We start from the raw sequence: 24979 nt of genomic DNA, 5'->3' as shown, positions 1-24979 counted from the left end.
ATAATTTAACTGTAACCCTAAGTTAGTGGTTTCAATTAAATTGAAGATAGATTTTGTCTTTGATCCCCCCTTAATCCCCCCTTAATAAGCTATCCATTAGTCGGATCTTTCTTAACAAAAAGAGAAGAAACTTAAAAAAAGGGGAAACGATTGATAGGTATAGTTTTGAAAGAAGGAATTAAGGTGGAGGTAAGCAAAAAAATGGAGAAATGGGCAGCCCAAGAATTACAGTATGCAGACCTAGGGGACACCAGAAGAAAGAAAAGGTTAATCAGTATCGTGGAAAACTTGGCCAGTCAACCTAGTACAAGTGTGCCACAAGCTTCAGGAAATCTAGCCGCAGCGAGTGCCACCTACGACTTTTGGAATTCCCCCTATTTTCACCCCTCAGATATAATTGCCGCCCAGGCCAAAAGTACAGTAGAAAGAATCAAAGAACATCCAATAGTTTTGGCAGTGCAAGACACAACAAGTTTAGACTTTACGACGCAAAAAGCCAAAAAAGGCATGGGTTATCTAGATTATAAAAAATCCTTTGGTCTCAAAGTTCATACCACCTTAGGAGTGTCCCCAGTCGGAATACCTTTAGGACTGATTAATCAATATGTCTGGGCAAGAGAAGAAAAGAATTTAGGGATTGCCAAGCAACGCAAAAAAAGAGAAACCCAAGAAAAAGAAAGTCAAAGATGGTTAGATTCTTTGTCAGAAACACAACAACAGATACCCGAAGATATTCAAGTAGTAACAATCGGAGATTGTGAGGCAGACATATTTGATTTATTTGCCCAATCAAGAAGTCCTAACTCTCATTTATTAATTCGAGGAACTCATAACCGAAAAGTTAACTATCTCGAAGACAAGCAAAGGTCAGGGCATTCAGAGCCTAAATATTTACATCAATCCATCAGAGAAATAAAAGCCTGTGGGACCTTAGATGTGCAAGTAAAACGCAATCCTAATCACGAGGCTAGACTAGCTAAACTAACAGTTAGATTTGCCAGTTTTGAAATACAAGTACCTAGCCATCACTCCAAGGCGACCCCTCGTCAACCGGTCAAATTACAGGTAATTTTAGCTGAAGAAGAAAATCCGCATAGCGGAGTTAATCCTATCAGTTGGCTGCTCTTAACTAGCCTAGACATTAGTAGCTTTGAATCAGCGATAACCTGTGTGCGCTGGTATAGTTATCGCTGGTTAATAGAACGCTATCATTTTGTTTTAAAAAGTGGTTGTGGATTAGAAAAACTGCAATTAGAAACGGGTAGGAGAATTGAGATGGCCTTAGCTACCTATTCAATTGTAGCTTGGAGATTACTTTGGTTAACCTATCAAGCACGCTTACACGGAGAGGAGAGTTGTGAAAGTTTTTTGGAAGAACATGAATGGCAATCTTTGTGTGCCACTATTCATAAAAAGAGTCCGCCACCTGAAAAGCCGCCCTCCTTTCGAGAAGCGGTCAGAATGATTGCTTCTCTTGGGGGGTTTTTAGGTAGAAAAGGTGACGGTGAACCTGGTGTTAAAACTATTTGGTTGGGACTGCGAAGGTTACATGATATCAGCCAGACTTGGAAACTATCTCATCAAATTAGTCCCCCTATAGAACCCCCTTGAGCCATCTGGCACACTTTTCTCTTTTTGTCAAATTTTATGTTAAGAAAGATGTGACTAATGGATAGCTTAATAAGGGGGGTGCCGCTCCCGGCTTAATAAGGGGCGGATCTGAACAATTTTTAACCCCCACCCACTTAGAAAGAAAACATAAATATCCACGGAGAAAATTGATGATTACCACCACTGACAATAACTCCAATCAACCTCTGGCTAGTTTGGGGGAAATACAAGAACTTTCCATCGCAATTACAGCCAAAAGCCTCAATCCCGCCATGCTAACGGTTGATTTCCTCAAATATTCGGGAATAGTTCCCCCCGACTGGGAATTAAATGGCCAGCCGGTACTCAATCCTAATTACGCTCAAGTTAATTTTCAAAATGGTATCAGCATCGTCGCCCAACCCCGGACAATTACCTTTGTGGAGATAATTAACTCTCCCGATAGCCTGAAACTGAAACTGCCAGAAATTGTTGGTTTATATCTAGATAAACTCCCTTTAGCCGAATATCAAGCCCTGAGTATCGCCCCGAAAAGCATTGTTCCTCTCCCTAGTAGCCCCGATGCCGCTAAAAAATATATCACCGAAACTCTTCTGGCCCCCGGTCCCTGGCTCAATTTCGGTACAGCCCCCCTACAAGCCGGCATCAATCTACTTTATCAGTTAGAAACCTCTCAGTTATCTGTGGGGATTAACGAGGTAAAATTGCAATTACCCGATGGCAAAACCCTAGCGGCGCTATTATTTGCCGGCAACTTTAACTATAATCTGGCCGAGGGTAGCGATCGATTAAATCTGCTCAAACAATATCTGGGACAATGGCAAAAAGACCTAGAGATTTTCCGAGAATTAGTCACTCAACGCTTTCTAGAAAGACAAGTCCCAGTTTTCCCCTCTAATATCAATCTGCCCCTAGGACCCCAAGGTGGACTGTAATCAGTAATCAGTCAATACTTGCCGATAACCTAAAACACATCCACCCCCGCAAACCCTTGTATTTTGGCATTAGCGGCTTCCCCACAGCTGCGCGGGGTGGGGAATAATTTCCCCGGGTTAGCTAAACCTTTGGGATTAAAACAGTCCCGCACATAGCCCATAGTTTCTAAGTCAATCTCGTTGAACATGGCGGGCATATAACAATTTTTATCGATGCCGATACCGTGTTCCCCCGATAAACTGCCGCCAACCCGCACACAAAGCTTGAGAATTTCACCGCCTAATTCTTCCACTTCTTCCCAGGCCCCCTCCACCTTATTATCGTAGAGAATCAACGGGTGTAAATTACCATCACCGGCGTGGAAAACATTGGCGATTTTATAGCCGTATTTTTCACTTAAAGCCTTAATTTCCTGAAGAACATAGACCAATTGAGTGCGGGGAATCACCCCATCTTGCACAAAATAATTAGGGCTAATTTTCCCCGCCGCCGCAAAAGCCGCTTTTCTGCCCTTCCAGAGTTTCAAGCGGGTTTCGGCATCATTAGCCGTGGTGATATTTCTCGCCCCATTTTGACGGCAAATCTCGGCAACCCGATGTTTATTCCTGGTTACTTCTACCCCTAAACCATCCAATTCCACTAACAAAACTGACTCGGCATCCCGGGGATAACAGCCGGTAGCCACCACATCTTCCACGGCGTTGATACTGAGATTATCCATAATCTCCATCCCCGCCGGAATCATTCCCGATTTAATAATATCCGCCACCGCTTGGCCCGCCGCCTCGATACTGGTAAAATCGGCCAGTAAAACACAGATAGATTCCGGAGTTTTCAGGATTCTTAGGGTGATTTCCGTGGCGATGCCTAAAGTTCCCTCGGAACCCACAAATAAACCGGTTAAATCATAGCCCGGTTGTTCCGGTACCGCACCCCCCACATCGATAATTGAACCGTCGGGAAGGACGATTTTTAAGCCCATAACGTGATTGGTAGTCACGCCGTATTTTAAACAGTGAACCCCGCCGGAATTTTCCGCCACATTACCGCCGATCGAGCAGATAATTTGACTAGAGGGATCCGGTGCATAATAAAATCCCGCCCCGCTTACTGCTTGCGTCACCCAATTATTAATCACCCCGGGCTGTACCACCACCCTTTGATTATCTAAATCAACCCTGAGAATCTGATTCATCCGCGCCGTGACGATGAGAATCCCCTCTTCTAAGGGTAACGCCCCTCCCGATAAGCCCGTTCCTGCACCCCTCGCTACCCAGGCAATCTCGTTATCGTGACAGAGTTTCACCACCGCCGCAATTTCTGCGGTGCTGCGAGGCAGTACCACAAGAGCGGGTCTTTGTCTGTATCCTGTGATACCATCGCACTCGTAGGTTAATAATTCATCTTTGCGACGGATGACTCCATCTTTGCCAAGGATCGCTTCTAACTGTTTGATCAGATTGGGGGAGATTTTCGGGGGATTTTTGAGTAACATAGGTTTCAGGGCGGCGGAGTCGCAGTAAAATGGCTCTCTGGGTTAAAATATCGGAAAAAAGCCAGAAATGAAGCTTTAAAAGCTGCTCTCTCCTATTTTAGCACTATAACCCCTTCCTCTGTAGATAGAAACCCCAAGGGTCCAGATTATAGAGAAAATTGCCGATAAATTTCCCAGTGCTTACCGTTATGGATTAGGAGGGTAATTTGATCGATCATCACCTCAAAAAATAGCTCTTGATTAGCATATTTTGACCAAGCTTTCCAGAAATTATCTTTAGTTAAATCTCGGAAGCCAACGGTTAAATGGGGCGCAAAAGCTCGGCTTTTTGAGGCATTATCAATGATATTCAAGGAAGATTCTAGCTGCTGTAAAAGCCGTTTTTGTAGGGTTAATAATTCTGGGGTTTTCTGGACATTAATATAAATGACTCGCGGTTTAAAGGCGGCAAAATTCTGGAGAATTAGGGGAATAGGAGCGTGCCAGCGGGCAAATTCCTCTAAACATCTTTCTAAATCGGGTAATTGTTCTAAATTCCACCGGAAAGGGGGTTGGAGAGTGACGTGGGGAGGCGATTTCAGGGCGGCGCGACTATTGTAAATTTCTGCAAACTCTACCTTGATTTTTGTGGCAATTTCCTGTACTTCTGGCGGCGGCAAAAGCGCAATAAAAAATAGAGATCCCTGGGGTTGATTCATGGAGACAAGCAAGGTAGAGAAATGAAGATATTATCTCGATTCTAGCAATCTTCAACAACTCTAGCCAATTGTATAGCTCTGTTACATTGCACCATTGACGGCCAAGATTAATCGGTATAATTATAGGGTTGTTAATCAGTCCTAGCCTACTGAGAATTTATGCCCTGGTTTGTCAAGATAGAAAAAGGCATTGTTGATAAAACTACCTTCGATCGCTATGTCAGCGCCCATAAGGACTATGTGCGTGATTTAATTAGCCAAGGACGAGCAGCAAAAACTGGTTATTGGGCAGAAAGGGGCGGCGGAATGTTATTATTTCAGGCCGATTCTCTTGAGGAGGCTCAAGCAATTATAGCTCGCGATCCTTTAATCGAGAATGGTTGTGTGGAATACGAACTCCATGAATGGCGAATTGTCGTCGAGTAATCTAGCTTTTCAGGGAACATTGAACCGTAATCATACTAAATCTGGTTATTAAAGACTGATTATTTATTCACACTTTTGCCTCTTGCCTCTTGCATGAGTGCCTGTCCTGATATGTAGCCTAGACTCAACGGATTTAGTATCAGTAATCAGTGAAAACACAGCAAGGTTAAGCTGTTGATTATCTAAATATTACTCGTTAATACTGCCTGGGAGTGGGGAGATGGGGGTGGGGAGTGGGGAGTCGGGAGACCACTTCGTGCGCGTTGCGGGGGGAGAGGGAAGATGGGGAGCTTTTTTGCTGTGGACTGAAAACTCACATCTGATTACTGATTACTGATCACTGATAACTGATAAGCTATACTGGGGGAATTGTGCTAAAAGCACGGTTGATGCTGCCGATCATTAAATTAAATTGTCTCTAGTGAAATTGAGGAATTAACTTTGTCTAAACAAGATCTCATCGAAATGGAAGGAACCGTCACCGAATCCTTGCCCAACGCCATGTTTAGGGTGGATTTAGATAACGGTTTCAACGTCTTGGCCCATATATCTGGCAAAATCCGCCGTAATTATATCAAAATCCTCCCCGGCGATCGAGTCAAAGTGGAACTGACCCCCTACGACCTAACCAAAGGCAGAATTACCTATCGCCTGAAAAATCAAAAAAAATAGCGATAAATAGGGGCAGAGAAGCCAAAAAGCCTAATAAGCGGCCAAATTTATTTAAAAAAAATAGGTGACACGGGTAAAAGAAATCTGATATAATAGTAAGCTTGCAGTGTTGCCAGAATAGTTAGGCATGAAAGTTAGAGCGTCTGTCAAAAAAATGTGCGAAAAGTGCCGCGTCATCCGTCGGCGCGGTCGAGTCATGGTAATTTGTTCTAACCCCAAACACAAGCAGAGACAAGGTTAACCCACCAAAGTCACTGTCTTGGGGCAGAGAATCGTTACCGTTAATTGTAGTCGTTTTTGGAAAAAAAATCGTTCATAGGGAGAAAGAAAAAGCGTGGCAAGGATAGCTGGTGTAGACCTACCTCGCGATAAGCGTGTGGAAATCGCCCTGACCTACCTCTACGGAGTGGGTCTATCGCGTTCCCAAGAAGTCTTATCTGCGACGGGTGTTAACCCTGACACTCGGGTCAAGGATCTCAGCGATGAAGACGTGGCGGCGCTACGGACTTATATCGAAACAAATTATCAAATCGAGGGGGATTTGAGACGCTGGGAGGCGATGAACATCAAACGCCTCGCCGATATCGGCACCTATCGAGGTCGTCGGCATCGGCTAGGATTACCCGTGCGCGGGCAACGGACGCGAACCAATGCGCGGACCCGTCGCGGTCGTCGGGTGACAGTGGCAGGGAAGAAAAAAGCCCCCTCCAAGAAATAATTTTTTATTCATTGCGATATCCCCCAATCAAGAAAAACTATGGCGCGACCAACCAAAAAAACCGGACCCAAAAAACAGAAGAAAAATATTCCTACCGGAGTCGCTCACATTCAATCGACCTTCAACAATACCATTGTCACGATCGCCGATACCAAAGGCGATGTGATCTCTTGGGCATCGGCGGGATCGAGTGGTTTTAAAGGAGCCAAAAAAGGAACCCCCTTCGCCGCCCAAACCGCCGCCGATAACGCCGCCCGCCGAGCGATCGAACAGGGAATGCGTCAACTAGAGGTGATGGTTAGCGGCCCTGGGGCAGGACGGGAAACCGCAATCCGGGCCCTGCAAGGAGCAGGATTAGAAATCACCCTGATCCGGGACGTGACCCCCATCCCCCACAATGGCTGTCGTCCTCCCAAACGCCGGAGAGTGTAAACAGTGAACAGCTTTTTCAGGTGACAGGGATCTTGAGGCCGGCAGCCGTTAGCTTTTCGCACATCAGCAGGAGAATCGGGTCGTCAAAGACCATCTGATCAAAAAACTGAACGCTGAACGTTAAATGCTGAACGCTAGAGAAAACTGATAACTGATAACTGATAACTGATAACTGAACAAGGGAGGTCAATCGGTGGCGCAATTTCAAATCGAGTGTGTAGAAGCAAAAACTTACAAGAATCAGAGTCAGTACAGTAAATTTGTACTAGAGCCTCTGGAAAGAGGCCAGGGTACGACCGTAGGTAATGCCCTGAGACGGATTCTCATTTCCAATCTGGAAGGGGCGGCCGTGACGGCCCTGCGGATCGCGGGAGTCAATCACGAATTTGCCACCGTCCAGGGAGTACGCGAGGACGTGATGGAACTCATGCTCAACATGAAAGAAATCATCCTGAAAAGCTACACCAATCAAACCCAGATCGGGCGTTTAGTGGCAACTGGACCGGCGACGGTAGTGGCGGCACAATTCGATTTACCCTCAGAAGTCGAGATAGTCGATCGCAATCAGTACGTCGCTACCCTAGCCGAAGGGGCCAAGCTAGAGATGGAATTTCGCGTGGAAAAAGGCAAAGGCTATCGGGCGATCGATCGCAGTAAAGACGAAGCCACTTCGCTAGACTTTCTGCAAATCGACTCGATTTTTATGCCCGTAACCAAAGTCAACTACAGCGTCGAAGATATCCGTTCCGAAAGCGGTCAAGCTAGAGATCGTCTGCTCTTAGAAATTTGGACAAACGGGAGCATTAACCCCAAAGAAGCCCTTTCCCAAGCGGCCGATATGCTAGTTAATCTCTTTAACCCGCTCAAGGATCTCAACGCCCTCGAATCCTCCAGTAACTTTGACGACCAAGAGATCAACCAAGAAAACCAAATTCCGATCGAGGAACTACAATTATCCGTGCGCGCCTACAATTGCCTGAAGCGAGCGCAGATCAACACCGTAGCCGACCTCCTCGATTACAGCCAAGAAGATCTCTTAGAAATCAAAAACTTTGGGCAGAAATCGGCGGAAGAAGTCATTGAAGCCCTACAAAAACGGTTAGGCATCACCCTACCCCAAGAAAAAAGCAAGTAAACCCAATTCCAGGAAAATACCATGAGACATCGATGTAAAGTGCCTCAATTGGGTCTGCCGGCTGACCAAAGAAAGGCACTGCTGCGCAGCTTGGCCACCCAGCTAATTCTACATGGTCAGATCACCACCACCCTAGCGAAAGCGAAAGCGGTGCGAGCAGAGGTAGACCACATTATCACCCTAGCTAAAGACGGTTCCCTGAGCGCCCGTCGCCAAGCTATGGGCTACATCTACGATAAACAACTGGTTCATGCCCTCTTTGAAGGAGCCCAGGCCCGTTATGGCAACCGTAACGGCGGTTATACCAGGGTAGTGCGTACCCTGCGCCGTCGCGGGGACAATGCCCCCATGGCGATTATCGAACTGATGTAAAGATGACAGCTTGCCACCAGTCGCGGATCGCCCTAGTTATCCAGTATGTGGGAACTAATTTCCACGGCTGGCAACGGCAACCCGATCACAGGAGCGTGCAGGAAGAAATCGAGAAGGCTCTGGCCGATATTCTCGGTCATGACGTCACTCTGCACGGGGCCGGACGTACCGATAGCGGTGTTCACGCCGCCGCCCAAGTTGCCCATTTCGAGCAGCAGAGTCCGATCCCACCTTCCCATTGGGCCAAGGTTCTCAATGCTCGGCTAGATGACGATATCGTCATCCGGGCCTCGGGCCGGGTTCCCGATCGCTGGCACGCCCGTTTCTCGGCCCTCTGGCGACGTTATCGTTACACCCTCTATACCGACCCCATCCCCAATCTCTTTGTTAGCCCCTTTAGTTGGCACTACTACCATCGTCCCCTCGATGCCGATGTGATGGCCAGGGCCTTAAAGCCTCTATTGGGTAAGCACCATCTGGCCGCCTTTCACCGTGCTAACTCTAGTCGTGACCATTCCTGGGTAGAAGTACAAGGGGTGGAATGCTACCGTCAAGGGCCGTTTGTACAGATGGAAATTCAAGCCAATGGCTTTTTGTACGGGATGGTGCGCCTATTGGTGGGAATGTTGGTGGAGGTGGGAACTGGTGAGCGATCGCTAGAAAACTTTACCGACATCTGGGTCAATCAGCGCCGAGAATTGGTCAAATACGCCGCACCAGCTAAAGGACTATGTTTACTGCGGGTGGGTTACGCCGATTTTCCCTTTGCCGATAGCGTCTGGTTCGAGACTCAGCCTCTTTATTATTTCCGAGCAGAGGGGATAGGGGAATAGGGTAATGGGGGAATAGGGGAATTTCAACTAAAACCCAACACCCCAACACCCTAACACCCCAACACCCCAACACCCAGGTCGGCAATAAAAAAAATTATTTTTGTAAACCAAGGCAAACTCACCATGAACAAAACACCTCTACCAAATTTAGAGACTCTAGAGCAGAAATGGTACGTCATTGATGCGGCCGATCAGCGTCTAGGTCGTCTGGCCACCGAGATCGCTATGATTCTACGGGGCAAAAATAAAGCCACTTTCACCCCCCATCTGGATACGGGGGATTTTGTCATTGTTATTAACGCTGAAAAAGTGACGGTGACGGGCAAAAAACGCCAACAGAAAGTTTATCGCCGCGACTCCGGCAGACCGGGTGGTATGAAGGTAGAAAGCTTCGATAAACTGCAAAAACGCATTCCCGAACGGATTATCGAACACGCTGTTAAGGGAATGCTCCCGAAAAATAGCTTAGGTCGGAAATTGTTCACGAAACTGAAAGTTTATGCCGGTGCGGAACATCCCCATCAGGCACAACAACCGGAAGTTTTAGCGATTAATACGATTCCCGCAGGAGGAAATTAAGTCAATGCAAGCCACGGACAGTAAAAATAAGGTAGTTTATTGGGGAACGGGACGACGCAAATCGGCGGTCGCTGCCGTGCGTCTCGTGCCGGGGACGGGGGCAATTACCGTTAACGGTCGCGATGGAGAAACCCATTTTAACCGCATTCCCACCTATATCCAGACGATCAAGGCTCCTCTGGAGACTTTGGGACTGGAAAACGAGTATGATATCATCGTTAAGGCCGAGGGCGGTGGTTTGACCGGCCAAGCGGACGCGGTGAAATTGGGTGTCGCTAGAGCTTTATGTCAATTAGCGCCGGAAAATCGTCCTCCCCTCAAGAGTGAAGGTTATCTGACTCGGGATCCCCGGGCGAAGGAACGGAAAAAATACGGTCTTCACAAAGCGCGCAAAGCGCCTCAATACTCGAAACGTTAGGTTAATAGAGAGGTTTATTATGCCGAAAAAAATTCATCCTACTTGGTATCCGGAAGCTAAGGTGATCTGTAATGGTGAACTGGTGATGACGGTGGGTTCGACAAAACCAGAAATTCATGTGGAGGTTTGGTCGGGTAATCATCCTTTTTATACGGGAACCCAGAAGATGATCGATACGGAGGGCCGGGTCGATCGCTTCTTGCGTAAGTACAAAATGGGCGATAAGTCAAGCAAAAAGGCCGATCAGAAATAATTCTTTACTTTTGCCTTTTTGACCCGGTGGGGAGATTTTCCCACCGGGTTTTTTGCTATTTTTAGGCTGCTAGGGTCATACTAAATCCGGTTATTAAAAACTGATTATTTATTCTCCCTTTTGCATCAGTGCCTGTCTTCATACTGCTTTTCTCATAAATATGAAGTATAATCTGATGCGGTATTGGCGATCGCATACCGTTGCCTACACCCTATTTTTAGACTCGCTCCCAGATTTATTAGCACAAGTTGCTCAAAAAGTCAAGCAAATAAAAGATACAGAGCAAAGACAAAATTTTGCCAGTTGTACGGGACTTTTTTGCGCGTATTTAAAGGAAGGCAGCAGCTTTATTCGATTTTTTTGAACTAGAAGATTGAGAAGCTTGGTTAGGATCTCCCGGAAACTGAGCGCTCCCCAGTAAAACCGGGGAAGGAGATATATATTTTTTTACCTACCTGATACTTTTTAAGAGATTAACTATCTCATCGGGGAATCTTTGCTGTAATTCTTCATCGGATAATCGCGACAACAGAATCATAAAATTTTGCCTTACTTTTTGGGTATGGGGATGATTTTCTCCTAATCTTTCTTGATAAATAGCAATAGCTCTCACATACAACGGTTCCGCTTCTGCGTATCTGCCTTGGGATTCGTATAATACCGCTAAATTATTGAGACTTTTAGCAACACTAGGATGGTTTTCTCCTAATCGCTGTTCCCGCAGAGAAAGGGAGCGCTTATACAACAGTTCCGCTTCTGCGTATTTGCCTTGGCATTGGTACAAAAAAGCTAAATTATTGAGACTTTGTGCAACATCGGGATGGTTTTCTCCTAATAGCTGTTCTTTCAGAGAAAGGCATCTCTTAGACAAGGGTTCCGCTTCTGCGTATCTGCCTTGGAAGCGGTATAATTCCGCTAAATTATTGAGAATGGTAGCAAAATAGAGATTGTTTTCTCCTAATAGCTGTTCTATCAGAGAAAGGCATCTCTTACATAAGGGTTCCGCTTCTGCGTATCTGCCTTGGTATTCGTATAGCACTACTAAATTATTGAGACTTTGTGCAACATCGAGATGGTTTTCTCCTAATAGTTGTTCCCTTAGAGAAAGGGAGTGCTTATACAACGATTCTGCTTCTGTGTATCTGCCTTGGCATTGATATAAGAGTGCTAAATTATTGACACTGGTAGCAACACTAGGATGGTTTTCTCCTAATAGCTGTTTTATCAGAGAAAGGGAGCGCTTATACAAGGGTTCCGCTTCTGCGTATCTGCCTTGGGGTTTGTATAATAGTGCTAAATTATTGAGACTGCTAGCAAAATAGAGATTGTTTTCTCCTAAGCGAGATTGGATTTCTTCACAACATTTTGTTAAGGGAACTGCTGCTAAATCATATTCTCCCTGTCCCTTATAAAACAAAGCTACCCCAAGAAACACCTGAATTAAATTATCTTCCAGGTTGGGAATATCATCTAACATGGTTTGACTGACAAGTTGCAGATGGGGAATTGCGGGAGTTACTGCTGCAATAATCTCCCTTGTGGGGGTTTGCGGGATATTTTCGGCAATGGTTAACAAAGTTTCCACAAAAGCGCATCGATAAAGAGAATTTATCTTAGGAATTTCCTGTAATTGCTGTTGAAAAAATTCTCTCACGAGGGGATGAATCCGATAAAAAGAATAGTCCTCATCCACGGGTTGCATCAGATGAGAATTATCCAATTGTCCCCGCGCTTCTTCTAGTTCGCTTTCGGTAATTTCCGTGGATTTTGCCGTATCTTCTAGCAACGTCCAAGCAATAGCCACTGGTGCGAATAAACTCAACAGTATTGCCACTTTTTGAACAGCAGAACTTAAATCATCCCAACTGATTTTAATTGCGGCTGCTACCCCTAAATGTCCATAATCTCTGTGGTTTCTTTCCTTGGTTAAAGCAGTATGAGCTAAATTTAATTTATCGCGTAAATGGCTAAACTTTAAATGACGATTTTTCGCTAAATATTCCCCCACTAACTCCACTGCTAAGGTTAAGCGTCCTAAAATTTCGTGACAGATCTGTTCTACTAAAGCTTTTTCTTGCTCAACTTTAGCAGTACCAACAATTTTGGTTAATAATTCCACACATTTATCTAAGGGTAAAACATCTAAAGCTATAGACTCAAATTCCGTACTAAGACACCTTTCCCTAGTGGTGACTAATATCTTAATCCTAGAATCTTTTGGTAACATTCGATCGGGAATTCTGTCGATATTGGGGACATCATCGAGAATTAATAATAATTTTCCCTGCTGAGGTAGCCAATTTTGCCAATACCAGTACACTTGTTTTTCTAAAGATTCTTTTTTCAATATTTCTGGTAAAGATAGATAGGGAGCGGCTAATTTAACTATTTCTTCTGCTAAACCCGATAGTCGCAAGGATAACCAATATTGTGCCGCGTATTCCTGTTGGTATCGTTTCGCATATTCCAAAGCTAAAGCGGTTTTTCCTATTCCCCCTAACCCTTCCACCGCGCAAACAATCACCCCTTGTTCTGTTTGCAATTTCTGATGAATTAAGGTTAACTCATCTTCCCTCCCGACAAAATTAACCGTACTTTTGCCCACATTACTAGGGATAGAGGGAATACTTACTTTTTTAGACGATTTTTCACTCCTGCGATCGCACGATTAAATGTGGGAAAATAACGCTTAAAAGTTGACTCAGTATCTAATTCCGCTTCGTAGGTCAGGGAAACAAAAGGGGGTATAGTAGATATGGCCGCTTTTAATTTGGCTGCTGCCGATCGCTCTGGTTGATTGAGTTTAGCCAGAATTTGATTTAATAATTCTAAGATTTGTGCAGAAGCAAGTTCTGAGGGTGGTTCTTTGGTAATTGCCGTCAATTCTGTGACAATTTCTGCTACCATTACCTCGGCATCAGGAAAAGATGCTTCTTGACTCTCGCTGGCGATTAAATCCCATTTTTCTCGTTCCAATTCTTTAATTTCTATGCGCTTATCGTTTATGCGTTGCTGCAAAAGAACTTTATCTTCTGGACGCGCACCTGTCCACGCATCGCGGATTCCCGCTAATTGTTGTTTTAAGCGTTGAATATTGTCTTCGAGGTTTTGTAATTCGTCAGTAGCCATGGAAAAATAAGCTTAAATTAGCCAATTAATTCAATTATGATCTATCTATCTAGAAATGTCATTCCTTTGGCTGTCCCCCACTCCCCAACACCCAACCCCCTCACGGATCACAGAAAAAGCCTAGCTCAATCTGGAAATTTTGATTATGATCATTAAGTAATTGACCTGTATTTGCGATATAGATTCAAAGGAGAGAAACGGTGTCCACAGAAGTGATCGAAAAGCGTTCCACAGCGACAATCCGTAAACCAGCGCCGCGTTATCGCGTTTTACTCCACAATGACGACTTTAACTCGATGGAGTATGTGGTTCAGAGTTTAATGCAAACGATCGCCGGTATGACGCAACCCCAAGCAGTTGATATCATGATGGAAGCGCACACTAATGGTACGGCCTTGGTGATTACCTGCATCCAAGAACACGCGGAATTTTACTGTGAAACCTTGAAAAATAAAGGTTTAACCAGCAGCATCGAACCCGATGAATAAAAGATTGCGGGTAATTGCCACTTACCCAGTCCCCCTGCGACTGGGAATTTTTATTTTGCTCTTACTTTTTCTCTGGTTGCCGATCGCACTTCCCCTCTATCACTTTTTTGCCACTAATGCTAATCTTGTCTCAATTTTGACCCTTTCTGTTCTCTATCTGGAATTTTTGGGGTTATCCCATTGGTGGGGACGGACAATTTATGGCGATGAGGGATTAGCCGATTATGGGTTGATTTGGCGAAGAAAAACGCCGATCGAGTTAATTAACGGGTTAGCGATCGGTCTATTTTTCACTTTCTCGCTTTTTCTGTCCCAAGCGTTCCTAGGTTGGTTAAATTTCTTACCCGCAAATCCCCAAATCGGCAAAATCATCCTGGAGGGGTTTTTAGTCGCTTTAGCGGTGGGTTTCGCCGAAGAATTGCTATTTCGGGGCTGGTTACTGGGAGAATTAGAAAAGGATTATCGTCCCGCTATCGCTCTAGTGATTAGTGCCTTAATTTTCGCTCTTGCTCACTTTATTAAACCTTTAGCCGAAATTATCCGCACTTTTCCCCAATTTCCTGCCTTAGTCTTGCTAGGATTGATTCTCGGTTGGGCAAAACGCGCCTGTGGTGGTAATTTGGGTAAAAGCATCGGTCTGCACGCGGGTTTAATCTGGGCATACTATATATTAAATGTGGGTCAGTTAATTAAATACACTGGTACTGTTCCCGATTGGTTAACTGGAATCGATAAAAATCCTTTAGCGGGAGTGATGGGTTTACTTTTCCTGACAATTCTCGCTATCTGGATCAGAAAAAAAGCAGTTTTGAGTGAACGATAGGGGATTAAATCAATTACTATAAAGGGGAAATTGCCCATGAGAGTTATAGCCGATGAATCGATTATTATCTTTTCTAGAATATCGCCCGCGTTTGCGTAATATCCTATCTTTTTGTTTCTCTCTTATTGTCATGCTGTTGATCGGTGTAGGCAAAGTCACAGCACAAGATTTAAATAATTCTACTCTGGATTTAGTTGCTAATCTCTGGATGTTAATAGCCGGCTCGTTAGTATTCTTTATGAATGCGGGTTTTGCCATGCTGGAAACGGGTTTTTGTCGTACTAATAACGCCACTAATGTCTTAGCTAAAAACCTAATTGTCTTCTGTGTTTCTGCCTTGGCTTATTGGATGTTTGGTTTCGGTTTAATGTTTGGTAATACATCAGAACTAGGGAATAGTTTCTCTGGTGGTACAGGATTTTTCTTGGAAATTTTAACCCCCAATAATCAATACAGTCAATTCCAAAAATTGTGGCCAGGTCGTTCATCGGTTGTCACCCAAGTTTCATTAAAAACATTTCTATAAATCTTATTATAAACTTTTAACTTTTGTCGGTCTTCAACTACCAATCCCGTTAAGCGTAATTCTATTTGATCAAGACTACCATCATCGGTAATTTCACCATTTCTTAAAATTTCTAGGTAAAGCTTCAGCATTCTTCTACCCGTGACACGCTTATTTAATAAACGATTCCGAATAGTTTTTAGGTGTTCTGGACTATCTTGAGATACCCAGTTACTAATTACTTGCGACTGGATAAAATCGCCGACATTAATCGGGTTTGCTGGGGATTCCTTGCCAAATTCAGGGCGAGATGTGGAGATTAAACGACAAATTTTTTGAGTTAAAAATGGTTGTCCACCTGTCCAGTCTATAACCTCCTCTAAAACCCCTTGTGGATTGGGAACTTTGTCCTGCAATCCCTCGGCAAGTTTTCTGGCATCCCTTATAGTAAATCCAGATAATCGAATATCTTGACCAATATTAAAAGGACTACGATTATTATCTAGAATAAAGTTATAAACTGCCGCTACCCCCAACATACAAAAGGTTAGACGTTGGTAATCCCTATTATGAGGACGTTTTTCATGACAGCTACGCAGCCAAGCAAAGAAATCATCTGTGGAAAATTTTAAACTCAGAACGCTATCAATTTCATCAAAACAGATAACAATAGGTCGGGATACCTCCTTTAAGAGAATGTCCTCAACAAATTGATCAAGACGATTAATAGCTGATTTATAGGCTCGTTCATCCCACCAAGTTTGCTCTTTTCCCCGAATAGAAAGATCAAATCGTTTAACCAGTTGCTCAAATAATACTCGATACCAAATATCTTCGGAGATGTTTTTTCCTATACCACTCAAATCAATGGTAGCACAATCAATATTATCCTCTTGCAGTCGTTTTTGTGTCTGTACCCACAAACTTGATTTTCCCATCTGACGGGAATTTAACACATAGCAATACTGTCCATTTTTTAGATAGTCATAAAATATATCATCTGCTTCCCGCTTGATATAACTAGGTGCATTTAGGGGGACGCTGCCTCCAATATGATAAAAATTGGTCGCCATAGCATTAAAATTAGCAATTTGTCTGATTGGTTAAGTTCGATGAATAATTTAATCAAAGGTTATCTGTGCCTAAGCTAGTCCGCATTTAAAGTTCTGGATTCGATGAGGGAACGGGGAACAGGTGAAAACGAATATTAGATTTAGATGTACAACAGTTTAACTCAATATATTGGATTTTAGGAGGATAGGCGATACCTAAAATAGTCGCTGTATAGTGGATAACGGGGTTGAACAGCATTCTGCACAAAGGTTACTAATCCTAAACTATGAAGTTGCCAATTAATTGCTGCACCTAAATCAACGGGAGAAGAGGACTCTACAACCTTTTTCATTCCTGCTGCTAGGTTTGGATGTTCTTGTAAGTTTAGCAAATGTCCTCGCAAATGATCCCCATAAATCCCCGCTTCCGTGGCTGCTGTCTCTAAAAAATCTGCTAAAGACAGTTGTTTTTGGCTAATCCCATAAATCGCCTTTTGGATTAAATAGGGATGTCCCCCGACAAGATTAATTATTCTTTGCAGTTCATCTTTTCCCAAGTTAGCCTGATATTTATTAGCTAGAGTCAAGACCTGTTCTAGAGTAAAATCAGGTAACAGGATTTCTGTTCCTACATTGAAAGGAGATTTATTCAGGTCAGCAGGAACATAATTTTCTGTGGAATAGGTGATAATTAAGTGTAACTTTTGCCAAGTATTATTATTTTTTGCCTCCTCGTGCCAAAGACGAAATAAACTAAGGAAATCGTCGGCAACGCTGGTATAGGCAAAGAGACTATCTATCTCCTCTAAAACTAAAATTAGGGGTTTATCCAGCTTTTTGAGCAAATGGTCTTCAAAATAGGCAGTACAGCTATAAAGTCCTAATCCTTCTTGCCATTTTTCCTGAAAGAGAGCTGCTAATCCTAATTTCTTGGAAATAATCAAAGCAAACCAAGAGAGCAATCGGTCTAAATCGCCGAGAATTCCTTTACTTGCTTGTAAAAAACTGAAACTGACGGTTTTATACTCTCTTTTGTCAACTTGACTCAAAATTCTATCGACTAATAGGGTTTTACCCATCCCCTTGGCTGATTTAATCCGCAATAATGAACCTGCTTGACTCACCGTCTCCAGACAAAGCTGTTCCACTGGAGGACGTTCAATATACTTGGAAAAATCCGCAGCCCGGTTTTCTCCCTCATCCTCAGACGTGGCAGCAGCTGTTTCCTCCAACTCATCCCAGTCAGTGATTTCTCGATAATCAAGGGCTAATTTTTGACAAATTTCAAAAAAATTGAGATTACTAATCGATTTACCGTTAAGAAAAAGGCTAATAGTCGATTTTGCGAATCCTAAATCCTCAGCAAGCAGCTCTTGACTTGCGTAACCATTGAGTTTAACTGCTTGTTTGACTCTAGGGATATATTCTGATTTTACTTTAAGCGATCGCCCCATAAACTTCCATCAATCGACGCAATCTCTATTTTATCGCAAAAAACTCAGACATATCTCAGTCATGAGATCAGAGATTAGAGTGGTCGTTTACGCTTTTATCGCAAAAAACTCAGACATATCTCAGTCATGAACTCAGAGAGTCATGACTGAGGATCAAGATGTACTGGTCGAAGTGTATTTATAAACTACACAAAACAGAATGCTTGACATATTTCCTTCTAAGTCCAAAGACAAGGGTGATTCTGGGACTTCAGCTAAGTCTGACAATTATTTAACCTCCGCGGAGAAGTCTCTTTTATCTGATTTACTCAAAGTTAGGGCTGCCACTGCCTTGAGCTTTGAAATTGAAACAGATAGAATTGGAGAAGCTGACTTACAAGATAAATTAGAAAAACTAGCGGACAAAGGCTATATCAAAGTCAATGAAGAAGAAAGCTACAAAATCTTTACTCCCACTTGGAAAACTCGTTGGCTGAGGGTAAATGGTATTTTGTAGTCAGGTTCTAACGGAATTAGATAAGTTTCCTTTTTTCAGTTCATTCACCCATTACCTATTTTTGGTAGATTCTCAGACAGCTGCCGCCACCGACCTTTCTAGTGAAATACGGAAACTTCTGGGAGAAGATCGGTGGCCTTTTGTCGTGACTGCGATAATTATTGGAGTAGCAGTTGAAACTGGAAGTAGCTATTTCTCAGCTTTTAGGATTCGTCATTTATTTCCCGATTTAAAAAAGGATTTTTTAAATACTTTTGTTAGGTTATTAATTCTCAAAGTTCTTATATCAATACTCTTATACCTTTTTATTCAAGGTTCTTCGTTACTTGGTATGGTTCGATAGGGGGGCATAAATCGACTAAATCCTTATCTGGCAAGAGACTTAATTGATTAGTTCGCTCTAGATAAAAAACAATTGACAAAAATCGCTAAATGCCTTTCTATATAAGGGTTCCATCCCTTATAACCCCCGTCCATTGCATAACAATTACCGAAGAGCCTTATTCAATTTATATTTTCTCTATTAAGCTCAATCGAGGATAATGTATATGTTGGTTTAATCATTGCTCTGGTCTTCGGTTTTATTATTAGTTCCTTAAACCCTAATTTAGAACAAATCGACCAAGTAATGGGTGGATTTAGCTTATCGACAATTAATCCTGTCTCCAGTCTGATCAAAAAGATATTAGGGTTGTACAAACAATTTCAAGCATCTATTATTGAGCCTTTCCAAAAGAAATTGGGAAACAAGAAAACCAGCCTATATATGTCTATCAAGCCTAGATTTAATTGTTTTCAAATAGTTACTCTTCAGGAATACATCCAAGAATTAATCAGTAGATTTCCACTGAAAGAAACGCAAGAGAAATATCAAGGAAGATTAAACGCTATCATCGGGGGAAATTTTAGTGACGAGGATAAGAGAGAAAGATTAATATGGTTATTATTTGATATTATGGAGGTTACTTATGAAGAGATCAATAAAATTAGAAATCACCCAGATCAATCAGAAATTTTAATAAGACTGGGAGAAATAGAACAGGGGAATAGTACGATAAATTAAACGTCGGACAGTTAATTAAATACACTTGTACTGCTTTTATCGATTAACTGGAATTGATAAAAATCCTTGAGGGGGAGTGACGGGTTGACTTTTCCTGACAATTCTCGCCATCTGAACCAGAAAAAAAGTAACCGATGTGGTAATGATTCGGTAGTAGTGGCGTAGCCCTCTTGCTTACCTGGTATGAATTGTGTAAAATATTTATTAATAAAAATAATTGCAACCCGCTCAGTCTTTAAACCTCTAGCTTGAGCATGACTTTTATAATAAATATCTTTTTCTGGCTCCTGTCTGGCTTACTCAAATATCAGTCTAGCACCGAACAAAATACCCCCTTCACCTCTATTCCCCTGTCAAGCGTTGTGGTTCTCACCATACTATCAAGAATGGTTCTATTCATAATGGAAAACCCAAACGTCAAGGTAAAGAATGTGGTCAACCGTTGGTGATCAATCCCACTAATAAAACCGTCTCTGACGAAACCAAACAATTAATTGATCAACTCTTGCTCGAACGAATTTCCTTGCGAGGAATTGCGAGAGTAACAGGGGTAAGTTGGTCATGGTTACAAAATTATGTCAACAATAAACTGGCGGCTGTTCCCCGTCAAGTAAAGGTTTCGGACAAACCAAAAGGTAAATTGTTTAGAGAATGTGATGAGATGTGGTCTTGGGTTTTTTCTAAGACGATAAAGGTTTATATTTGGCGGTTAATTGATAGAAAGACAAGGGAAATTATTGGTTGCTATTTAGGGTATGCTGAAAAAGTTTTTCCTGGGGACAGGGTGTGGGGTGTGGGGTGTGGGGTGATGGGAGTTGGGAGCGCCGGAGTTGGGAGAATAAAGCTGCCTTTTGCATGAGTGCCTTTTGCCTTCAGAAGCTGATCACTGAAAAGACTCCCCCAACACCCATCTCACCCCGGGGAAAACCGCTATAGAATAGATAAAAAAGAGAATTGCGAGGAAAAAACCCTGTCTTTTAACCCGATTGTCATTCCCCCTTCCCCAGAAAATCCCGCTCGCTATCTAGTGATCATGCTGCACGGTTGGGGTGCAGATGCCATGGATCTGGCCCCCCTTGCATCGATGTTGGATCTGGCTGATTGTCAATTTTTGTTTCCTAATGCTCCCTTCGATCATCCGCAAGTGCCGGGGGGACGCGCCTGGTATGCTTTAGAAACCTCCGATTATCAAGGTTTAGTCCCTAGTCGTCAACAGTTGCACGATTGGATTATTTCCCTGGAAGCAACCACCGGCATTCCCCTAGAGCGTACTTTTTTGACTGGTTTTTCCCAAGGGGGAGCGATGACGCTGGATGTGGGTTTATCCTTACCCTTGGCGGGATTGGGTTCCTTGAGTGGTTATCTGCACGGTGAACCCCATCCCCAAGGCCCACAAAATGTCTTAATTGTTCATGGTAAGCAGGATCCCGTCGTTCCTATCGCTGCTGCTCGTCAAGCCAGAGATTTACTGCTTGGTTTGGGGGTTAACGTCGAATATCACGAGTTAAATATGGGTCACGAAATCCCGATTCCGGCACTGACTATTTTACGCCAATTCCTCCGCAATCGTCTAGAAACTGCATGAATAATGCTCGTCAGCTGGCTTTGCTGATTTTACGGGATATCGATCGCTCCTCCGCCTATCCCGATCGCGCTCTTGATCGCCATTTGTCCGCTAGTTCCTTAAATTGTCTTGACACAGCCTTGACAACGGAGATTGTTTATGGTATAATCCGCCGACAAAGAACTTTGGATGCGCTGCTCGATCGCTTGGGGAAAAAAACCGCGGCCCAGCAACCCCCGGATTTACGGCGAATTCTCCATATTGGTCTTTATCAACTGCGTTATCTATCCCAGATTCCCCCATCGGCGGCGGTGAATACGGCGGTAGAATTAACTAAAATCAGTCATTTAGGCAAATTAGCGGCGGTGGTTAACGGAATGCTGCGGCAATATCTCCGTTTAACTGCTAATGGCGACGATCCTTTACTTTTACCGGAAAATACCGCTTCTAGATTGGGTATTCTCCACAGTTTCCCCGATTGGTTGGTGCAATTGTGGTTAGATCGCTTTAGTGTTACGGAAACGGAACAACTGTGTCAATGGTTTAATCGCTCTCCTGACCTCGATATTCGGATTAATCCCCTGAAAACTAGCCGAGAAGCCCTAGAAAATGAGTTAGAATCAGCCAATATAACCTTTCATCATCTTAAATTACCTCTAGCTTGCCGTTTAACCTCTGGTTTAGGCAATATTGAGCGTTTAGAGGGATTTCGAGCCGGAAATTACACCCTACAGGATATTAGCGCCCAATTAGTCACTTATCTCCTCGATCCCCAGCCCGGAGAGACAATTATCGACGCTTGTGCGGCACCGGGGGGAAAAACCACTCATATTGCCGAATTAATGGGCGATCGGGGTAGAATATTAGCCTGTGATCAAACGGCATCCCGTTTACGACAGTTAGAAGCCAATATTAAAAGATTAGACTTAAAAGCGATCGAAATACATCTAGGGGATAGTCGCGATCGTCCCCAGTGGCACGGCATCGCCGATCGTGTACTAATCGATGCTCCCTGTTCAGGATTGGGAACCCTGCACAAGCGTCCTGATATACGTTGGCGACAAACACCCGAAAATTTACCTGTACTAGCCAAACGACAGGGGGAACTTTTAGCCTCGGCTGCCACTTGGGTAAAACCGAAGGGAATCTTAGTTTATGCCACCTGTACTCTCGATCCGTTAGAAAATGAAAGAGTGATCGAGCAGTTTTTAGCCGCTCATCCCGATTGGAAAATGGCCACTCCTGACTCTAATTCATGCGTCTCAGAATACTATACAGAAACGGGAGCGATCGAAGTGTTACCCCATCGGCATAATCAAGACGGTTTTTTTATGGCTAAGTTAGTCAAGGAAGTGTGGGATGAAAAATAAACAATTACTGAAAATTCTCATCGGTGTTGCTTGGATTGATGGTGTCATTCAACCATCAGAAAGAAATTATTTACGACAGGTAGCTGTGAGGGAAAAACTTGATGATGATCCGGAGATAAAACCACTATTATCGGAACTAAAACCAGTTAAAACCAGTGAATGTTATCGATGGTTAGAGTCCTATTTAGGCGATAATCCTAGTCCAGAAATCTATCAAGATCTACTAACATCGATTAGCACTTTAATCTATAGCGATGACGACGTGGATATACAGGAAGCGAAATTATTAACCAAAGTGCAGAGTTTCGATCCGACTCATGATAGCCATCGATCGATGTTAGATAAATTAGTCACGGGAATTCAGAAATTGTACCACAGGGCAATTACTGGAAGTAATTAGGGTCTGCTGAAAAAGTTTTTCCTGGGGGCAGGGTGTAGGGTGTAGGGTGTAGGGTGTAGGGTTTTACTGATTTTGAGGGGGTCAATTACCCAATTTTCAGGGAAAAAGTACCTGAATTTTCCCCCCGATCACTCCCATATCTGGTACTTTTTGGAAACCAAAAAGTCTAAAAGTCTTATACACAAGGTTTTTAGATTTATTCAGCAAACCCTAATTAAGGAGGAGCTATCAGTGGTCAGCAGGTCAAAAAATTCCCCGATAAAAACTGATAGCTGATCCCTAGATTTTAGGTAATAACCGTTGGTTGTTCCCGTCCGGTAGATTGACGAATTTGACCGATTTCTTCGGCTAAATCAATTAAGGGTTGTAGGGCCTTTTGGGTGTCGATATCGTGTTTACTCGCGTCCGGTTCATAACTTTCTAGATAAACCCGGAGAGTTGCTCCTTTAGTTCCCGTACCCGATAGACGATAAATAATCCGAGAACCATCGGTAAAACCAATGCGAATGCCTTGATTTTTACTCACACTACCATCCACGGGATCCGTATAGCTAAAATCATCGGCATATTCCACTTCATAGTTACCAAATTGTTTACCCTTAAGGTCTAAAACCAGCTTCTGGAGACGTGCCATCATCTCTTTAGCCGGTTCTAAGGCGACTTCTTCATAATCATGGCGAGAATAGAAATTACGACCGAATTCTTGCCAATGACTGCGAACAATTTCCTCTACAGATTCCCCTTTAACTGCCAAAATATTTAACCAGAAAAGAACCGCCCATAAACCATCTTTTTCGCGAATATGATTGGAACCCGTGCCGAAACTTTCCTCACCGCAAAGGGTTGCTTTCCCCGCATCTAACAAATTACCGAAGAATTTCCAACCGGTGGGAGTTTCATAACAGTCAATTCCCAGTTTAGCCGCTACTCGATCGGCCGCCGCACTGGTGGGCATCGATCGCGCCACTCCCGTGATACCATTTTGATAGCCCGGTACTAGATGAGCGTTGGCAGTCAGTACAGCTAAACTATCACTAGGGGTGACAAAAAAATTCCGACCGAGGATCATATTGCGATCGCCATCTCCATCGGAAGCAGCCCCAAAATCCGGAGCCTCTTGACCAAAGAGAATTTCTACCAGATCATGGGCATAGACTAGGTTAGGATCGGGATGACCACCACCAAAATCCTCTAGGGGAATACCATTTAATACTGTACCTTTGGGCGCACCTAAACGCTGTTCAAAGATGGCATAAGCGTAGGGACCCGTCACCGCGTGGAGAGAATCCATGCACATTTTAAACTTACCTGAAGTGAGTAGGGCCTGAATGCGATCGAAATCAAAAATCTTTTCCATCATTTTGACGTAGGGAGTGACCGCATCGATCACTTCCACATCCATAGTTCCCAGTTTAAAGGAACTGGGGCGATCGAGATTAATATCGGCCCCTAAGAGGATTTTATAACTGCTAATCACCTTAGTCTCGGCATAAATTGCATCGGTGATATTTTCCGGGGCCGGTCCGCCGTTAGTAATGTTGTACTTAATGCCAAAATCCCCCTCTGGACCGCCGGGGTTATGACTAGCAGAGAGAACAATACCGCCAAAAGCGTTATTTTCGCGAATTAACCCAGAAATAGCGGGAGTGGAGACAATACCATCGGTTCCGACGAGGATTCTACCGATACCGTTAGCGGCGGCGATTTTCAGGATAGTTTGAATAGCTTGACGGTTATAATAACGACCATCTCCACCGACAACTAGGGTTTGACCCTCGATACCGTCTAAAGTATTGAAGATAGCTTGAATAAAATTTTCCAGATAATGGGGTTGTTGAAAAACGGGAACGGATTTTCGCAATCCAGAAGTCCCCGGTTTCTGGTCACTAAAGGGTTTTGTGGCAACGGTTTCAATCGTCATAGTCTTTTCTTGATAGGCCGACGCAATTCTCAACTTAAGTATATAGCAGTAGGTTGACAGCCAAGAAATCAGCTAGGAAAGACAACAGCTGGGGAGTCCCCTGTGATACTAAATCCTGTTTAAAAAGTCTAGGAGA

28 protein-coding genes and 3 pseudogenes are annotated in these 24979 nt (G+C 43.5%); 24 read left to right on the top strand and 7 right to left on the bottom strand.

Annotated features, from left to right (window positions below; all coding sequences use genetic code 11):
• Window positions 1-201 precede the first annotated feature (201 nt).
• Both MAE_RS22880 and MAE_RS22875 read left to right on the top strand, forming a co-directional pair.
• Complete coding sequence (locus MAE_RS22880; RefSeq protein WP_012263965.1) at window positions 202-1611, top strand: IS4 family transposase; 1410 nt, start codon at window positions 202-204, stop codon at window positions 1609-1611.
• Between the two features lie 170 nt (window positions 1612-1781).
• Complete coding sequence (locus tag MAE_RS22875) at window positions 1782-2546, top strand: hypothetical protein (protein ID WP_012267633.1); 765 nt, start codon at window positions 1782-1784, stop codon at window positions 2544-2546.
• A 29-nt stretch (window positions 2547-2575) separates the two neighbouring features.
• On the opposite strand, the gene glcD is transcribed toward MAE_RS22875, so the two are convergent.
• Together glcD and MAE_RS22865 are read right to left on the bottom strand one after the other, a co-directional pair.
• The gene (gene glcD / locus MAE_RS22870; RefSeq protein WP_002796022.1) at window positions 2576-4042 is read right to left on the bottom strand and encodes a glycolate oxidase subunit GlcD; all 1467 of its coding nucleotides are present in this window, start codon (window positions 4040-4042) and stop codon (window positions 2576-2578) included.
• Window positions 4043-4188: 146 nt separating this feature from the next.
• The gene (locus MAE_RS22865) at window positions 4189-4740 is read right to left on the bottom strand and encodes a 2'-5' RNA ligase family protein (protein WP_002796021.1); all 552 of its coding nucleotides are present in this window, start codon (window positions 4738-4740) and stop codon (window positions 4189-4191) included.
• A gap of 159 nt (window positions 4741-4899) precedes the next feature.
• On the opposite strand from MAE_RS22865, the gene MAE_RS22860 reads away from it, so the two are divergent.
• The 12 genes from MAE_RS22860 (at window position 4900) to MAE_RS22810 (ending at window position 10942) form a co-directional block, all read left to right on the top strand.
• A complete protein-coding gene (locus MAE_RS22860; protein WP_012267632.1) occupies window positions 4900-5166 on the top strand; it encodes a YciI family protein in 267 nt (88 codons plus the stop codon).
• 441 nt (window positions 5167-5607) lie between these two features.
• Complete coding sequence (infA, locus tag MAE_RS22855) at window positions 5608-5838, top strand: translation initiation factor IF-1 (protein WP_002737109.1); 231 nt, start codon at window positions 5608-5610, stop codon at window positions 5836-5838.
• 127 nt (window positions 5839-5965) lie between these two features.
• Entirely contained in the window at window positions 5966-6079 is a 114-nt protein-coding gene (gene rpmJ, locus MAE_RS30815; protein ID WP_012593611.1) for a 50S ribosomal protein L36, read from the top strand.
• Between the two features lie 93 nt (window positions 6080-6172).
• A complete protein-coding gene (rpsM, locus tag MAE_RS22850; RefSeq protein WP_002735415.1) occupies window positions 6173-6556 on the top strand; it encodes a 30S ribosomal protein S13 in 384 nt (127 codons plus the stop codon).
• Window positions 6557-6595: 39 nt separating this feature from the next.
• Window positions 6596-6988, top strand: coding sequence for a 30S ribosomal protein S11 (rpsK, locus tag MAE_RS22845; protein WP_002735413.1), 393 nt, complete (start codon window positions 6596-6598; stop codon window positions 6986-6988).
• Window positions 6989-7181: 193 nt separating this feature from the next.
• Window positions 7182-8123, top strand: coding sequence for a DNA-directed RNA polymerase subunit alpha (locus MAE_RS22840; RefSeq protein ID WP_002796019.1), 942 nt, complete (start codon window positions 7182-7184; stop codon window positions 8121-8123).
• Window positions 8124-8144: 21 nt separating this feature from the next.
• Window positions 8145-8495 (top strand): 50S ribosomal protein L17, encoded by a 351-nt coding sequence (gene rplQ / locus MAE_RS22835; RefSeq protein ID WP_002760055.1) that lies wholly within the window; start codon window positions 8145-8147, stop codon window positions 8493-8495.
• A gap of 2 nt (window positions 8496-8497) precedes the next feature.
• A complete protein-coding gene (gene truA, locus MAE_RS22830; protein WP_012267630.1) occupies window positions 8498-9328 on the top strand; it encodes a tRNA pseudouridine(38-40) synthase TruA in 831 nt (276 codons plus the stop codon).
• A gap of 123 nt (window positions 9329-9451) precedes the next feature.
• Window positions 9452-9907 (top strand): 50S ribosomal protein L13, encoded by a 456-nt coding sequence (gene rplM / locus MAE_RS22825; RefSeq protein WP_002735375.1) that lies wholly within the window; start codon window positions 9452-9454, stop codon window positions 9905-9907.
• A 4-nt stretch (window positions 9908-9911) separates the two neighbouring features.
• Window positions 9912-10325 (top strand): 30S ribosomal protein S9, encoded by a 414-nt coding sequence (gene rpsI / locus MAE_RS22820; RefSeq protein WP_002760057.1) that lies wholly within the window; start codon window positions 9912-9914, stop codon window positions 10323-10325.
• Window positions 10326-10344: 19 nt separating this feature from the next.
• Window positions 10345-10578, top strand: a complete 234-nt coding sequence (gene rpmE, locus MAE_RS22815) for a 50S ribosomal protein L31 (RefSeq protein WP_002760058.1) — start codon at window positions 10345-10347, stop codon at window positions 10576-10578.
• 160 nt (window positions 10579-10738) lie between these two features.
• A complete protein-coding gene (locus MAE_RS22810; protein WP_012267629.1) occupies window positions 10739-10942 on the top strand; it encodes a hypothetical protein in 204 nt (67 codons plus the stop codon).
• 87 nt (window positions 10943-11029) lie between these two features.
• On the opposite strand, the gene MAE_RS22805 is transcribed toward MAE_RS22810, so the two are convergent.
• Window positions 11030-13183, bottom strand: coding sequence for a tetratricopeptide repeat protein (locus MAE_RS22805; RefSeq protein WP_050766317.1), 2154 nt, complete (start codon window positions 13181-13183; stop codon window positions 11030-11032).
• Window positions 13184-13206: 23 nt separating this feature from the next.
• Window positions 13207-13707, bottom strand: coding sequence for a hypothetical protein (locus tag MAE_RS22800; RefSeq protein WP_012267627.1), 501 nt, complete (start codon window positions 13705-13707; stop codon window positions 13207-13209).
• Window positions 13708-13907: 200 nt separating this feature from the next.
• On the opposite strand from MAE_RS22800, the gene clpS reads away from it, so the two are divergent.
• From clpS to MAE_RS30810, 3 genes are read left to right on the top strand one after another with little or no spacing between them, the layout of a single operon-like run.
• On the top strand, window positions 13908-14195 hold the full coding sequence (gene clpS, locus MAE_RS22795) for an ATP-dependent Clp protease adapter ClpS (RefSeq protein ID WP_002738526.1): 288 nt from the start codon (window positions 13908-13910) through the stop codon (window positions 14193-14195).
• Window positions 14188-15018: a CPBP family intramembrane glutamic endopeptidase gene (locus tag MAE_RS22790; protein ID WP_012267625.1), complete on the top strand. Its 831-nt coding sequence runs from the start codon at window positions 14188-14190 to the stop codon at window positions 15016-15018. Before clpS ends, MAE_RS22790 begins: the two co-directional genes overlap by 8 nt.
• 52 nt (window positions 15019-15070) lie before the next feature.
• On the top strand, window positions 15071-15544 hold the full coding sequence (locus MAE_RS30810) for a hypothetical protein (protein ID WP_080507048.1): 474 nt from the start codon (window positions 15071-15073) through the stop codon (window positions 15542-15544).
• Here MAE_RS30810 and MAE_RS22780 read toward each other — a convergent pair.
• On the bottom strand, window positions 15475-16596 hold the full coding sequence (locus MAE_RS22780) for an AAA-like domain-containing protein (protein ID WP_012267623.1): 1122 nt from the start codon (window positions 16594-16596) through the stop codon (window positions 15475-15477). The two genes, MAE_RS30810 and MAE_RS22780, sit on opposite strands and share 70 nt — an antisense overlap.
• A 176-nt stretch (window positions 16597-16772) precedes the next feature.
• Window positions 16773-18029: an AAA-like domain-containing protein gene (locus MAE_RS22775; RefSeq protein ID WP_012267622.1), complete on the bottom strand. Its 1257-nt coding sequence runs from the start codon at window positions 18027-18029 to the stop codon at window positions 16773-16775.
• Window positions 18030-18228: 199 nt separating this feature from the next.
• Here MAE_RS22775 and MAE_RS22770 point away from each other — a divergent pair, with 199 nt between their 5' ends.
• The 7 genes and pseudogenes from MAE_RS22770 to MAE_RS22740 all read left to right on the top strand — a co-directional run bounded on the left by MAE_RS22770 (window position 18229) and on the right by MAE_RS22740 (window position 22922).
• Entirely contained in the window at window positions 18229-18525 is a 297-nt protein-coding gene (locus MAE_RS22770; protein ID WP_041804305.1) for a hypothetical protein, read from the top strand.
• Window positions 18512-18832 (top strand): annotated as a pseudogene (locus tag MAE_RS35405) (hypothetical protein); the annotation flags it as partial. The gene MAE_RS22770 and the pseudogene MAE_RS35405, both read left to right, overlap by 14 nt.
• Before the next feature lie 195 nt (window positions 18833-19027).
• A pseudogene (locus tag MAE_RS28015) lies at window positions 19028-19588 on the top strand (hypothetical protein); the annotation flags it as partial.
• A 254-nt stretch (window positions 19589-19842) separates the two neighbouring features.
• Window positions 19843-20354, top strand: a pseudogene (locus MAE_RS30805) (ISNCY family transposase); the annotation flags it as partial.
• A 267-nt stretch (window positions 20355-20621) separates the two neighbouring features.
• Window positions 20622-21173, top strand: coding sequence for an alpha/beta hydrolase (locus MAE_RS22750; RefSeq protein WP_002760078.1), 552 nt, complete (start codon window positions 20622-20624; stop codon window positions 21171-21173).
• Window positions 21170-22522, top strand: coding sequence for a 16S rRNA (cytosine(967)-C(5))-methyltransferase (locus tag MAE_RS22745; protein WP_012267617.1), 1353 nt, complete (start codon window positions 21170-21172; stop codon window positions 22520-22522). Before MAE_RS22750 ends, MAE_RS22745 begins: the two co-directional genes overlap by 4 nt.
• Window positions 22512-22922 (top strand): TerB family tellurite resistance protein, encoded by a 411-nt coding sequence (locus MAE_RS22740; protein ID WP_002760083.1) that lies wholly within the window; start codon window positions 22512-22514, stop codon window positions 22920-22922. Before MAE_RS22745 ends, MAE_RS22740 begins: the two co-directional genes overlap by 11 nt.
• A 286-nt stretch (window positions 22923-23208) precedes the next feature.
• On the opposite strand, the gene MAE_RS22735 is transcribed toward MAE_RS22740, so the two are convergent.
• A complete protein-coding gene (locus tag MAE_RS22735) occupies window positions 23209-24843 on the bottom strand; it encodes an alpha-D-glucose phosphate-specific phosphoglucomutase (RefSeq protein WP_002796000.1) in 1635 nt (544 codons plus the stop codon).
• Window positions 24844-24979: the final 136 nt, after the last annotated feature.

Source organism: Microcystis aeruginosa NIES-843, from assembly GCF_000010625.1.
In the GTDB taxonomy this organism is placed as follows: Bacteria; Cyanobacteriota; Cyanobacteriia; order Cyanobacteriales; family Microcystaceae; genus Microcystis; species Microcystis aeruginosa.
The sequence above is the reverse complement of the archived record's forward strand: the minus strand, read 5'-3'. Positions and strand labels throughout refer to the sequence as shown.

Excerpts from the sequence above, each read along its gene's own strand:
- rplM (WP_002735375.1), top strand. The coding sequence starts at position 9,452 with ATGAACAAAACACCTCTACCAAATTTAGAGACTCTAGAGCAGAAATGG.
- rpmE (WP_002760058.1), top strand. The coding sequence starts at position 10,345 with ATGCCGAAAAAAATTCATCCTACTTGGTATCCGGAAGCTAAGGTGATC.
- MAE_RS22770 (WP_041804305.1), top strand. The coding sequence starts at position 18,229 with ATGCTTGACATATTTCCTTCTAAGTCCAAAGACAAGGGTGATTCTGGG.
- MAE_RS22750 (WP_002760078.1), top strand. The coding sequence starts at position 20,622 with ATGCTGCACGGTTGGGGTGCAGATGCCATGGATCTGGCCCCCCTTGCA.
- MAE_RS22745 (WP_012267617.1), top strand. The coding sequence starts at position 21,170 with ATGAATAATGCTCGTCAGCTGGCTTTGCTGATTTTACGGGATATCGAT.
- rplQ (WP_002760055.1), top strand. The coding sequence starts at position 8,145 with ATGAGACATCGATGTAAAGTGCCTCAATTGGGTCTGCCGGCTGACCAA.
- rpmJ (WP_012593611.1), top strand. The coding sequence starts at position 5,966 with ATGAAAGTTAGAGCGTCTGTCAAAAAAATGTGCGAAAAGTGCCGCGTC.
- MAE_RS22810 (WP_012267629.1), top strand. The coding sequence starts at position 10,739 with ATGAAGTATAATCTGATGCGGTATTGGCGATCGCATACCGTTGCCTAC.
- MAE_RS22880 (WP_012263965.1), top strand. The coding sequence starts at position 202 with ATGGAGAAATGGGCAGCCCAAGAATTACAGTATGCAGACCTAGGGGAC.
- MAE_RS22875 (WP_012267633.1), top strand. The coding sequence starts at position 1,782 with ATGATTACCACCACTGACAATAACTCCAATCAACCTCTGGCTAGTTTG.
- truA (WP_012267630.1), top strand. The coding sequence starts at position 8,498 with ATGACAGCTTGCCACCAGTCGCGGATCGCCCTAGTTATCCAGTATGTG.
- MAE_RS22800 (WP_012267627.1), bottom strand. The coding sequence starts at position 13,707 with ATGGCTACTGACGAATTACAAAACCTCGAAGACAATATTCAACGCTTA.
- MAE_RS22780 (WP_012267623.1), bottom strand. The coding sequence starts at position 16,596 with ATGGCGACCAATTTTTATCATATTGGAGGCAGCGTCCCCCTAAATGCA.
- glcD (WP_002796022.1), bottom strand. The coding sequence starts at position 4,042 with ATGTTACTCAAAAATCCCCCGAAAATCTCCCCCAATCTGATCAAACAG.
- MAE_RS22790 (WP_012267625.1), top strand. The coding sequence starts at position 14,188 with ATGAATAAAAGATTGCGGGTAATTGCCACTTACCCAGTCCCCCTGCGA.
- MAE_RS22775 (WP_012267622.1), bottom strand. The coding sequence starts at position 18,029 with ATGGGGCGATCGCTTAAAGTAAAATCAGAATATATCCCTAGAGTCAAA.
- MAE_RS22860 (WP_012267632.1), top strand. The coding sequence starts at position 4,900 with ATGCCCTGGTTTGTCAAGATAGAAAAAGGCATTGTTGATAAAACTACC.
- MAE_RS22740 (WP_002760083.1), top strand. The coding sequence starts at position 22,512 with ATGAAAAATAAACAATTACTGAAAATTCTCATCGGTGTTGCTTGGATT.
- MAE_RS22865 (WP_002796021.1), bottom strand. The coding sequence starts at position 4,740 with ATGAATCAACCCCAGGGATCTCTATTTTTTATTGCGCTTTTGCCGCCG.
- MAE_RS30810 (WP_080507048.1), top strand. The coding sequence starts at position 15,071 with ATGAATCGATTATTATCTTTTCTAGAATATCGCCCGCGTTTGCGTAAT.
- rpsK (WP_002735413.1), top strand. The coding sequence starts at position 6,596 with ATGGCGCGACCAACCAAAAAAACCGGACCCAAAAAACAGAAGAAAAAT.
- rpsI (WP_002760057.1), top strand. The coding sequence starts at position 9,912 with ATGCAAGCCACGGACAGTAAAAATAAGGTAGTTTATTGGGGAACGGGA.
- MAE_RS22735 (WP_002796000.1), bottom strand. The coding sequence starts at position 24,843 with ATGACGATTGAAACCGTTGCCACAAAACCCTTTAGTGACCAGAAACCG.